10 protein-coding genes and 1 pseudogene are annotated in these 12,698 nt (G+C 34.6%); 6 read left to right on the top strand and 5 right to left on the bottom strand.

The features are described 5' to 3' along the window. Positions 1 to 49: 49 nt before the first annotated feature. From C8N37_RS04310 to C8N37_RS04295, 4 genes are all read right to left on the bottom strand, one after another. Positions 50 to 1,249, bottom strand: coding sequence for a TlpA family protein disulfide reductase (locus C8N37_RS04310; protein ID WP_170114462.1), 1,200 nt, complete (start codon positions 1,247 to 1,249; stop codon positions 50 to 52). A 48-nt stretch (positions 1,250 to 1,297) separates the two neighbouring features. Next, positions 1,298 to 2,653, bottom strand: a complete 1,356-nt coding sequence (locus C8N37_RS04305; protein WP_108157708.1) for a RagB/SusD family nutrient uptake outer membrane protein — start codon at positions 2,651 to 2,653, stop codon at positions 1,298 to 1,300. Positions 2,654 to 2,796: 143 nt separating this feature from the next. After that, positions 2,797 to 6,138: a SusC/RagA family TonB-linked outer membrane protein gene (locus tag C8N37_RS04300; RefSeq protein ID WP_170114461.1), complete on the bottom strand. Its 3,342-nt coding sequence runs from the start codon at positions 6,136 to 6,138 to the stop codon at positions 2,797 to 2,799. 155 nt (positions 6,139 to 6,293) lie between these two features. Continuing rightward, entirely contained in the window at positions 6,294 to 6,959 is a 666-nt protein-coding gene (locus C8N37_RS04295) for a hypothetical protein (protein ID WP_108157706.1), read from the bottom strand. 984 nt (positions 6,960 to 7,943) lie between these two features. On the opposite strand from C8N37_RS04295, the gene C8N37_RS04290 reads away from it, so the two are divergent. The 6 genes and pseudogenes from C8N37_RS04290 to C8N37_RS23255 all read left to right on the top strand — a co-directional run. Continuing rightward, positions 7,944 to 8,411 (top strand): hypothetical protein, encoded by a 468-nt coding sequence (locus C8N37_RS04290; protein ID WP_108157705.1) that lies wholly within the window; start codon positions 7,944 to 7,946, stop codon positions 8,409 to 8,411. Positions 8,412 to 8,565: 154 nt separating this feature from the next. Beyond that, on the top strand, positions 8,566 to 8,739 hold the full coding sequence (locus C8N37_RS22735; protein ID WP_170114442.1) for a hypothetical protein: 174 nt from the start codon (positions 8,566 to 8,568) through the stop codon (positions 8,737 to 8,739). Positions 8,740 to 8,894: 155 nt separating this feature from the next. After that, entirely contained in the window at positions 8,895 to 9,485 is a 591-nt protein-coding gene (locus C8N37_RS04285; RefSeq protein ID WP_108157704.1) for a hypothetical protein, read from the top strand. Between the two features lie 85 nt (positions 9,486 to 9,570). Next, positions 9,571 to 10,158 carry a hypothetical protein gene (locus tag C8N37_RS04280; RefSeq protein ID WP_108157703.1) on the top strand — a complete coding sequence of 196 codons (588 nt, stop codon included), beginning with the start codon at positions 9,571 to 9,573 and terminating at the stop codon, positions 10,156 to 10,158. A 270-nt stretch (positions 10,159 to 10,428) separates the two neighbouring features. Continuing rightward, a complete protein-coding gene (locus C8N37_RS04275) occupies positions 10,429 to 11,619 on the top strand; it encodes a Shedu immune nuclease family protein (RefSeq protein WP_108157702.1) in 1,191 nt (396 codons plus the stop codon). Positions 11,620 to 11,686: 67 nt separating this feature from the next. Beyond that, positions 11,687 to 11,776: pseudogene (locus tag C8N37_RS23255) on the top strand (HNH endonuclease); the annotation flags it as partial. An 11-nt stretch (positions 11,777 to 11,787) separates the two neighbouring features. Here the strand turns inward: C8N37_RS23255 and C8N37_RS04265 are convergent. Beyond that, the gene (locus tag C8N37_RS04265; RefSeq protein ID WP_108157701.1) at positions 11,788 to 12,690 is read right to left on the bottom strand and encodes a hypothetical protein; all 903 of its coding nucleotides are present in this window, start codon (positions 12,688 to 12,690) and stop codon (positions 11,788 to 11,790) included. Between the last annotated feature and the right edge of the window lie 8 nt (positions 12,691 to 12,698).

The following is a 12,698-nucleotide window of genomic DNA, read 5'->3' as shown; positions in this document are numbered from 1 at the left end:
TAAATAATATTTAGTAAAAAGGGGCACTTTAAACGGTGCCCCTTTCTGATTATTTCACTTCTTCAAAGACCAGCACGTCAATTTCTCGTTGTTCCTCTACAATCTGTAATCCATAATTAGACAGACCTTTATTAAGCTCTTGAAGGTTTTTATATTTTGGTAAAACAAAACTTTCCTTTACATTAACCAAATCAATTACAATCGGGTATTTATTCTGCATATCTATTCCAAATGCAAGAAAATCTGAGCTCGATATTTTATTACCCGTCACCATTTTATCAGCCTTATGAAAAGTTCCCTTCAGGGCCCATACTTTTCTCATTTTTTTGGCCCAGTAAACTTTTATGTTCAAAAACCTGTCCAAGTCACATAAGACTAATCTGGCCTGTTCTATAGGGTTTCGTGGATGTTTATCTAATCTTTCATAACAAATTCCATGTTTTGCTAACCACACATTGGATGTTTGACTAGAAACTTCATAATCAAATCTTGACGAATCAACAACCAACCATTCTATCCTGTCGGGTCTTAAAATAAAAGTCGGTTTCTTAATCTGACTCCAGACTGTCATATATGCACCTAAAATAGATTGATTAATAATACTCGTCCTATATAATCCACTAACACTATCCAATTCGTGCTTATAACTTTGAGTAGGTCTTCCATCTTGAAATCCTGTCAACTTAACTTCACCTAACAAGTTCTTTGTCTCAATATCTTTAATGAAAGTCACATCATCAAAATCCCATTTCAGTGGCAGAGCTATGCTTCCTTCGTTTGATAATTTCAATATATTGTCACGATTAATAAACTCTGAAAAGGTAACAGCCTGAACATATCCTCTAAATAACCATGCTACATGAGGAACTCCCATATGAGGAAAGAACTGACGGAGTAAAGTATCTCCATAGATAACAGGCAATTGAATTTTATTTTCTCTAATAAAAGCATTTGACTTCCAAAATTTTTCAATTGTTGCTTTATCCTGCCATGTAACCATAACAATTTGCAGGTTCTCTTTTAGTTCATCCTGTAACTTCTGAAGCTTAGGAAGGGAAGCAATACATGCTGTACAAAAAGTATCAAAAAAATCCAATAGCACAACTTGATCATTGCTATGAAGCTGTATATCCTTTGCTGATTTAAATAGTACCTGACTATGGTTCAGTTGGGGAACCTTATCCCCAACATGAAGCCTCTGACTAAATTTTGTTTCATGCTTGTTTTGAGCATGTGCATTCCATGCCATGCACATGCACATGCATAAAAAGTAAATTATATTTTTGATCATCACTCCTTATCTTATATTTTGTGTTATTCCAGATTGTTCGATTACGATTTGAGGGATTTTAATAGCATATTTTAGAGAATTAGGTTCAAGTGAATATGTTTTCCCATCTAGTACACGTACTAATTGTTTTGCAAAACGAGGTTCTCTATTTAGTCTTTTAAGGTCAGCCCACCTTCTACCCCTAAAAATCAATTCCAATCGTCTTTGTTCAAGAATTAGCGTTAATAGTTTCGTAGGATCATTTTCCAAACTTGGGGTATAAAAATTATTACTTATCCTCTTCTGCAATAATTTGTTATAGTCAGCAAGAGCTTGAGGAGCACGGTTGGTGCGGACTGCTGCTTCGGCCCTTATCAATAGCAACTCTGGAACCGTCAGTCCAACGAAAATACCGGAAGTTGATCCATCGTAAGATCCTTTAAAAGAATAATAATTAGGAGTGCCAGAGCCAATCCTAAAAAAAGCGGCTTTACGCAAATCATGCGCACCATATGCTTGATACAAATTAGTATCTACCCTACAAAATGCAATACCTAACGGTCCTGCGGAAGGCGTACTGGCTGAAAAAATGACTTCACTATTGAAACGTTTAAATGGTATACTCAAACCTACATTAATGGTATTAAAATCGACAATTGAATTATTTATATTCAATGCCGAATCGGCATAAGCATATGCACGCTCATAATCTGACATATCAAGAAACACCCGAGCTAACCCCGCATATGCTGAGGTCTTCGTAGGTCTACCCAACAGTATTTCCTGATCTGGCAGTAACCTAACCGCTATCTGATAATCTGCAATTATCTGGTCATAGCTTTCCTTAAGCGTGGACCTTACTGACTTAAAATCAATATCTGGAGATAACCGAAGAGGTAAGCCTAAAGCATTTACATTTGATGGAACATATACGGGAGCAAACACAACTGCCAGCTGATGTAGGGCAAATGCTCTATAAAAGCAGGCTCCTCCTTTTATTTTGTCATACAAGGATCGTTGCTTATTTCTTTCAATATCCTTTAGAACTTCCAACACTTGGTTTACCTGATATATAGCACGATATGATGCTTGCCATTGTTTACTATTTGCAATATCGGGATCACTCCAATTGTAGGTCAATTTCTCGTCCATATCCGAAAGCCCACTCCAATTAGCGGTGCTTATAAAATAGTCATCAGAGGCAATTTCACCAAAAGTCGGATAAACCGAATTCAACGTACTATAATCATTTAACAGTAGATCCGCATGTTCCAAAGTCTTTGGAACAGCCATTTTCTGATTAGGTTTGCTATCTAAAAAGTCGTCGCAAGAAATTGTTATTATCGAGATAGCATATACGAGTATTCTAATATAATTTTTCATCTGTATAAATTTGTTTATTCATTATTCAATTTTCCCTTTAAGCATTCATGCTGCCTTCGGCGGTTTAAATTGTGATGAAACTATCAGATTTATTCATTCCCCAATGTGATTGAATAAATCATGATCGTTTCATAAGATTTCCGTTATAAACTAAAATTTAAACCAACTGAAAGAGCAAAAGGATCCCTAACAGTCTTACCATATTCGGGATCAATTCCAAATTTATTTGCACGCCATATGGTACAGATATTTTGAGCATATCCATAAATTCGTACACTTTTCACCCCCCTTAGTAAATGTGACGGAATCTGCCATGAGAGCTGCAAATCCCGTAATTTAATTTGGTCAGCCGAAGCAATAAGAGCAGAAGAATACTTATAGAACTGACTGGCAAAACTGTTATTCGGATAGGTAAATGCAGGTACATCAGTAACAAGCTCATCTCCTGGCTTCTGCCAACTCTTGGCATAATCAGCATGGCCCTTACCCGACTCGATAAAGAAATTATTATCGAAAGATTCACGGCTAAATACATGCCCCAACTGATAGGCTATATTAAAGGAAAACTCAAGATCACCTAGTTGAAAAGTATTCCTTAGTGAACCAAAATACACAGGCTGTAAAGACCCATGGTTTTCCAGATCCGTTACCAAAGAACTGTTCACCATAGTTGCATAGTCTTTCGAAACTTCACCATTCACATAACCTCGAGGAGAACCGTCAACTGGATCCAGACCGGCCCATTTATAAGATAACTGACTAAAAAGATCCATTCCCTCGATCGGAGTCATCAGTAAGCCTCCGGGACCACTAATGTAGTTTTTAGCTCTATAATTGCTGAGGTAGGATTTTTCTACTTTTGTCCTACTATAGGCAAAAACAAGATTAGACATCCATTTAAACGTATCGTAGTTTATATTTTTGCTGTTTATTGAAATATCGACCCCTCTTCCCTTTAAGTCAGCACTGTTGATGTTCATTCCATTAAAACCTGTCGTTGGATCTATTTGTGTATTTGCAACAAGATCAGTTGGTCTCTTTACATAATATTCTACAGATCCGCTTAATCTATTACTTGACAAAGCAAAATCTAATCCGACATTCAACATCCCTACCTTCTCCCATCTCAGGGACGGGTTTGGAGGAGATTCTATTGACGCATAATTTTGATTAGTCGTATAGTTTGGTGAAGATTGCACATATATAATCGGATAAGCCGCAGTTGTATTGTTCACATTACCATTGTAGCCATAGGTCGCTCTCAATTTCAGTAATGAAAATCCAACATCTTTCAACAGCTCCTCTTTAGACAATAACCACGAGCCTCCTATTGACCAAAACGGTTGTCCTTTACTATTGCTTTTTACACCAAAAAGATTCGACGCATCTTTACGAAAACTACTCGTGAGTGTATATTTTTGTCTAAACGAATAAGCTCCATTCATATAATACGAAACAAACCTATTGGTAAAACCCGTTATTTGATTGTAATCCGTCAAAAACGCTCCGCCAGCAATACCGTTTAAGGCCGGTACTGTAGCTCCGTATTTGACAGACTGAAATGAAAGTGTTTCTGGATCATACCCGAAAAAAACAGAAGAAATAGAATTCATGTTCATGGATCTGATCTCAGCCCCACCGATAGCATTTATTTCATGATCACTGCCAATGGATTGATTAAAATCAGCTTGAAACCTGCCTTGATGAGTATTGAAATTACCATGCAACGTGTTGATATAATCGCCAACAGGAAGTCCCCAAGTGACACCCTTTTTATCCCAAGAGGTATAAAAGTTTATCTGTTCACGCTGTTGAACAGTACCTATACCACGCCATATTTCATTAGGTTGATACACATTCTGATAGGAATAAAGGCCACTTATTTTTAGTGATTTTGCTAATTGATAGTTGGCAGAGATATTAGCCATGGATTCCCTAATCGAGTTAATCTGATACGATTGATCCATTTCCTCCAATGGTCTGTATTTCCAGTCCAATAGCCTTCCCCCTGCTACAGTATCCCGAAAAATTGGATTATAAGGTATATCATCTACAAAAAGAGGATTTCCATGAGCATCGGCAAGCTGCAGGTAGGGGTAATTTTGAACCATCATATTATATCCCATAGGCACATAGCTCTCTTTACTTTTTGATTGCGTGTAAGAAATCCCTAGATCTAAGGTCAAATTTTTAATAGGACGATATTGCGTGTTATTTTTAAGTGAAACCCTGTTGAAACTTGAAGTGACCAGTGACTGTCTATTATTATCGTACCCGAGGGATATCGATGAATTTAATTTTTCTCCACCTCCTCTCATCTGCAAACTATACTGCTGATTTACCGCTGGTCTGTACATGTATTTTAAATAATCAGATCTGCTATCTAATCCCCTTAATCTATCCAACTCAGCGTTGAGTTCAGCGTCGGATATTGAACCCTCTTTTTTTCTTTTTAAAAGCTGTATGACAGGCGACAAGGTGTAGCTGTAATTTTCCATACGACTATCCCAATAACCCTTTTCAAAGAGATATTGCTCTGCATTGATATAATCAGAACTGTTCATCTGTTTAAGTGAATAAAAATCAGGCTTTTGTGAAACAGTTAAATTAGAATTAAAATCCAGCTGAAAGGGCTGATTAAATTTCCCTCTTTTGGTTGTGATTACTATAACACCATTCCCCGATTGCGCACCCCAGATCGAGGAAGCTGCAGCATCTTTTAACACGGTGATATTTTCAATATCATTGGGATTTATATTATTGAACATTCCTAATCCAAATTCGGTATACTTACTTGGATAAGGTATGCCATCGACAACAATTAAAGGCCATTTTTCCGCACTCATAGTACTCTGCCCCCGCACATTAATATTTAATAATGCTCCCCTATTAGATTGTGTATTTTTAATTGATGATATACTCGGTACTACATCTTCTAGCCTGCTCACAAAATCTGTCGACACTTTTCTATTGAAAAGCTTATTGTCGACAAACTCGAAGCTTCCCGTAGCCCGTTCTTTGGGTATTTTCTGGTATCCTGTTGATACGACTTCAACTTCGTCAAGTTTATTATCCTCAGGTATCAATTTTACCGTTATCGATACTCCTGCGGTATAATTGATCTCTTGGCTTTTGTAGCCAACGTAAGTAAACTTTATCTGTCCTTTCAGGCTCGCGACAGACAGGTTAAATGTACCGTCTTTCTTGGTGGAGGTTCTACCCTTTTCGGCTTCAACTCGGACCGATACACCATCCAATGGTTTGTTATCTACAGCAGATACGACTGTACCTTTTAGTATATAATTCGTTTGTGCTTCGACCTTTGTCGAAGCATGCAAATCTTGCACCGTACTTACCATGTGCAATGGCAATACAAGGACGAGTAACAGCAATTTGCTGATCAGCAGCAAGCCTTCCCCTTCAGGCTTAAAGATATTCCTGAGGTAATCCCAGAGTTTTTGTTGATATAATATATGTGAGTTCATTTGTTTAGCTTTTTTAGGCATAAAGCTACCTGATCCCCTTTTCATGCCGAGGGAGACTCGATCCCAAAAGTCTATTGTACCCTCGGCAGAATCGGGTTCACAGGTAGAAAATTTATTTTAATTACTTGTTTTCTTTGTTTTGATTCTTGTTTTTTTTAGACCATCCGCCTCGCTCTCATGATCATCGTCGGTTGCTCGTCCCAGATGAGTTCTACCGACTCGCCATTCTTGGTTTTGATCGATCTGCTATCTTTGACTATCGAGAGCTGCTCAACTTTGACATCCAATTGAAAGTGATCATTCAGATCATTGCAGATCCGTTGCTGATACTGTTCTACAGCGGTATCGGCAGGTACGGTGAGTTCATAGTGGTAGATCAATTTTTCACCATACTCACAGGATCGGCAAGGAATATATTTGGCTCGGTCGTGTCCAAACACGATAATCTGTTCTTTAGGAAAATTGGATGGCAGCCCCAAAGCAAATAGGTAGCTTTCATAGACAGCCATGCAGACCATCGTGATCCGAAGTACATCTTTGCGAGCATCGCTCACAATGGTGATATAGGGATCGATCTTTTCTGCTGACGGAACCAATAGCGAATAGTACAATTCTTTAGGTCTTTGCGCTACGATGGATAGAGGCACATGAGGTACGCGACATCTGGACCTAACTGCCGCAGGCTTTTTAGATTTTTGTTTTGGTACTGGTGTTATCATACTTGGTTTTTTAATCATCAGACCAGTATTATTACTTAAATACGAAGACATTTCTTCCTCACGGGATAGCGCATAGCTGTCCCCTTTGCAAGTATTTTGCATTGCTTTAAAGGCTTAAATTAGTTCCCTTAAACCCTACCCGACTGGACATAACATGGGCATTAAGGAAAACCAGGTTAAAAAAATAAATCAGGAAAATGCACTTTTACGTCTTCGTCAATTGGTTATATAATGGTCTTGATCATTGCATCATGTAGTTAAAGAACAAAAACCGACTTTTAAAATATTAGTGTATCACGATAAAATCGCAACGAACAATATTTGCTTTACTAAAAAAAAGATGGTACTTTTAAAGTGTCAAGTAAAAAAGTAGGCGTCCGGTCCTCTTTTTGTTGGAGCATAAATTGTGTACCAATAAAATAAAAGTCGGAAACATAATCCATCATAGTGTGGGAATAAGCTAGTTTTAACCTGATTAGGACGTCATTTTTAATATTAAGTATGGTTGCGACCCAATGCTTGTACTACAACGCACCTCTTTAGATTTGGAACAAAATCCCCTATCCTATTTTGTAATTATGTTTTATGTAACGCCTCATTCTGGCGCAAAGAATGTGTTCTTTTTTAAATTGGAATTGACGAACCAATGACGCTGATCCTGGATCTGGTCTGTGGTGGTTCTTTTGGTGGTTTTAATTCGTTTTATCATAATTGTTTTTGGTTATGAAAAACGATGTGCACTCTTGAGGCAAGGGAATATCCTATTTGTTATTAAAAAAAACAATAAGGCGAACTCCAAAGCTCTGACAGAGGTACCGCTAGGACCAACTTAACAAAAGTTAAGGTTCCACAGAGACTGACATGAAGTTCGCCCTATTGAATTATGTACGAATATACAAAAATCCAATAGAAAGCGAACTCACGATCGACCCATATGGAAAATTAGCGGTTTTCTGTTATGAGTGACATCGTTCCAGAGATAATATATCTCTTTGATTTGTCGCTATTTAATTAACTAATTCAAATATACAAATAAATACGACAAAAAGAAACTTTGAAACCATTTATCGTATAAATTTTAAAAAAATGAAAACATCTCTTGGGAAATACCTATCTAATAAAAAATCCAACAAAGCAAAAATAGCTAGTATAATAGGATTAACCGAGGACAGAATGAATGCTCTAAGTAATGAAAGTACTGCTATTTTATATGCAGATGAATTTTACCCAATACTATATGTAGCAAATTTTTATGCAGGTGTCACAATAGACAGATTTGACGATTCCGTAACTGAAATATTTCCTGACAGGAAGAAGGGCGTACTCGTTGATAAATTTAATAATCTATCACCAACTGCCAAATTATTTTCAATTTATACCCAACCAAAACGAGATGTAGAAGCATTAATTGGTATGCCGAAAAATAAAATGTCAAAGTTTGCAAGTGGCAATACTAAAAGAGCTACTGCATCAGAATTAATAAATTTTTGTGATGGGATGAACTTTCCTCTTTTTGAGACTTTTAAAGATTTATTTGGTGAGATCAAAATATAATATTTTAAGAGATTATATATAGTAATTAGAGATGAATTACCAATTTACATTACCTTATTGCTAAACTACAAACCAAGAAGATAGCAAATCAAATGGGTTTAATAATTGTGCGCCCATTAAAGGATTACGCTGCTTCATTCAAAACTATAAAAAAATGAAAAAGATATTATCATTGATAATAATGACAACTGTAGTATTTAGTTGTTTTGCTCAAAAACCGAAAACAACTATAAAATATAGAAGAGCTGACACAGGTCGCTATACAACGAAAGAATATAATTCAAAAAATCCTAAAACTACTATTAAGGAAACAAAGAAAAAGAAATAATGTCAACAATTATGAATTAGGTCGCCCCGAAGAATATTATAAGGTGATTTCATTAGAAAATGATAAAAAAGAAAAATCATAAACACACAACAAATTTATTACTAATCAATTGAAAAGCATAAATTAATTTATGAGGTCAAAAATATTAGACTGATATGGAAAACCTTATTAAATCACTAGAAAAAAGTCTTTTAGAACTTGATAGGGAAAGCATTAAGAGGAAGCTAACAGTAAGAGAGAAAAAACAAAAGGAACATCTAACTTATGAAATCTATTGGGCTAAATTCAAGAAATTTAAAGCAGATTTCGAGGGACTAATCTTAACTGATATTAACGAACTAGCGAATAGCTTGAAAACCAATCTTCTGGAAAGAAAGATCGTACTAAAAACCGAAACGCATATAAAAAATAGTCGAAGATTTTTTGACCCTGATTTTCCTTTTTATGTGATTATAGCGATTAGTGATAAATCGATCAACTTAAATAAGCGCTGGGAAAGATGCCCTTTTCTTTTACTAAAGGGTAATCATGAAAAAGATACAATTGAGCTGTATGATTTAAATCAAGACTTAGCATATGTGCCTAATTTTATTAAAATAAATGTATGGGGGCCTCCAATAAAGCAGTTTAAAATAGATGAGTATAAGTTTAATTTATTAAAACCAAATATTGAAGCATGGTTAAATAGGAATTTCGACAGAACTCATAACAGCAAGGCTTACAAAATGAATAATAAGATTGTTTAAAATCAATAACCAAATTAGGAAGATTCGAGAAGTATTTATTTATAGAATTAGATTTCCGACCTTTTAAACTAAATGATTTCGATCCATGAGCAACGAAGAGAAATTTGTGGCTAAAAGTAAGATGTTTAGACTCCATTTTCAGCTAACTGAAGATGAAATAGACCTGCTATTGTTAGGTAAAAACGTGGTCTATAAGGGCGTTGAATCAAATGATCGTGAACTGACATTACAACTGATAGAGGCATATCCCTTGATCTATGGCTTGGATCGTTACAAATTTCAAAAAGATGAAACGACGTATCCTTTATGGGATGATCTGCCAGAAGCAACAAAAAAGTTAATTGAAGACAGACCTTATACTGCTGCGGATAATGTTGGAGAAGCTGGTCTGACAAATACCGCCAGTTATGTAATTCTCGCTATTAAACATTTAGAGATAGGAACAATATTTTCAGAATCAGAACTCACCAGATGTCTCCCCTCTCCATTAAATCAAGGGATAACAATTTACCAAGTTAGTGGAATGCTAAAAGGCGCGTTTAAGAAATTAAGGAAATCAAGAAAATTTAAGAATGAGAAGGGTGAAGATGTTATTGATGCCCTTTACCTGATCCACAAAGCTATGGACGAACGCTTAATAGGAAAGGCTAAAAGGAAGTTAGAAAGAGATTAAGGGTTACGAAACAACTTGTAAATGTTGAAACCTAGGCTTGATTAGCTTTAAACATTTTCAAGAAGTAATATGAATTTGCTCACGCAGAGCACTTAGTAGGAATAAATAAAATGAGGTTATTGAACACAGCAAAGTGCTTTTGACCCTTGGAAATATAGAAGAAATATAAAATGAAATACACAGTTATTACAGAAAATGATGTATCCCAGTGGAAAGATAACACTGGAAATGAATATCATTTCCCTAAACGTTATTTAAATCACTTAACAAATGGAAGCAGATATAAATTTAGATGAAATGTATGCCAACGAAAGGCAGCCTGATAAAACCGACTTTGCTAAATCATTTTCAAATGATTTTTCTAGTTTTAAAAAGAAATATGCTCATAAAATTTTAGATTATCAAGGAAATGAGTTTCTAATGAAAGATGAAGTCACATTAGGGCATTCAACTAATGGATTACGGCAGTTAAAAGCTCTTTTCTTACTAGATGAAACTCGATCAATTGAAAAACTTATACTACAGCAATTTGGCACAACAAGAAAACCGATAAAAAATGCACCAAAAGAAAGTTCATTTACAGGACAAGAAATAGAGAAACTATATCTTTTTTTAAAATCAATAAAAGAAGTATCGTTTCCTCACGATTCAACTTTCAATATCAAAGATGATAATTTGGAATCATTGCTTTTAGATGAAAATCAAGCTAATAAGGTTGTGAGAGAAAATTTAGATATTATACAGCACGCATTAAACAATAACGTAACAACAAAAGATATTATCAATTTTGGGTATAGAAAAAATCAATTGGATATATTTGAAAAGCTCATAAAGGATAATAGCTTCTTATTAAAATATAAAAATGAAAATAATATTACTAAACAAGGAGAAGAGGTAGTCTGGCAATTCTTTTTTGAAAAAAATTCTTGGATATTAGGCTATGGATTAGACTATGTATTCAATTCTGAACTTGACAATAATAAACTTGAACAGGTAACCAGTGGCTTTACGTTCAACTCAAAAGGTAAACGCATTGATGCGTTTTTAAAATCAAGAGGCGCAATAAACTCTTTATGTTTTTGTGAATTAAAATTAAATAGTGATCCTCTATTAAAGCATATTAAACATGCTTATCGAGGCGAATCTTGGCAAATATCCGATGAATTAGCCGGTGCAATAGCTCAAGTTCAGCGCACCGTTCAAAATGCTTTAAAAGAAATTTCCTCTAAAACTGAAATAAAGGATGAAGAGGACAATTTAACAGGAGAAACTGTCTTCTTATATTCCCCCAAAACATTTGTTATAATTGGTAATTTAAAAGAATTCGTTATTGAAAATAAAATCAATGAAACAAAGTATGCATCTTTCGAAATGTTTAGAAAAAGTTTAAAGAATATTGAGATAATAACATACGACGAACTATTTGAACGGGCATTTTATATTTGTCACAAAAAAGAATAATAAACAAAATTAAGAAACTGCATTCACTGATGGTTATTTAGATCCTGAAAAATCTGTTTCATATGACCATATTCAAAAAAAATTTGCAGGTGGTTTAGGAAGTTTTGATAACTGTCAACTAACTCATCCTTATTGCAATCAAGCTGTTAAAAATTAATGATTAAAATTTTAAAACAAAAAATTCTCTATATCCAAATGAATTTCATCTTTATTTAATAAATAAAATTCATTTGGATAATATGCACAAATTTTTGCAGACGACTCTTTTATTGCAAAGTTTAATTTAGTTAAAGACCTAATAGTTGCTCTAAATATTACAGATGATGCTAATTCAAGAATCTCATCTTTAGTCATTCTCTCTTCAGAAATATTTAATTTAGCTGGATAATTAAAGAGTTTAATACCATGACGCGAAATTTGCCCTACATAAACATAGTGATTTGCAAATTTTGTAAATGCATTAATAATTGATAGCTCCGACTTCTGTAAAAAAATTAAATTATTCAACCATATTTTTAGTTTAATTTGAGAGATTCCTTTTGGTTTATACAATTTACAAAAATAGTTGTGCCGATCCTCTAAAGATTCCCATATTTTATAAAGAGAAATGAAATCCACCTTATTTTTTGAAAGGATATAAAGAAAATAGCGACAGTAATGATCGAAGTTTGATAAATAAACCAGTGCTAAGTCTAATCTTCCTCTTTTCATAAAATTCTTAAAAATGGTCCGATCATAATCAACATCGAATACTTTATTCTTAATGATACTAATCCTGCTACTATAATCATTAAACTCACCAACTCTTACATTCTCATTTATAATTAAGTCAAGCTGTAGGTTAATATTTGTACCTAATAAAATGCTCGCACCATTTAACATATCAACTAAATAAGAGCTTTTAATTATAGCCTCCTCTTCGCTATGGTAATCAAATTCAGGATTAAAAACACCTGAAAATGGATCGTCTGAGTACATATCATCACTAATAGAAAACCAATTCGAGATTGTGGTTCCACTATCAGCTAATTGCTTTACAGAATTTGATCTTCCTAAAGTAAAATAAACCATAAAGAAAC

Origin of the sequence: Sphingobacterium faecium (assembly GCF_003054045.1) — a bacterium.
Classification (GTDB): Bacteria; Bacteroidota; Bacteroidia; order Sphingobacteriales; family Sphingobacteriaceae; genus Sphingobacterium; species Sphingobacterium faecium.
The sequence above is the reverse complement of the archived record's forward strand: the minus strand, read 5'-3'. Positions and strand labels throughout refer to the sequence as shown.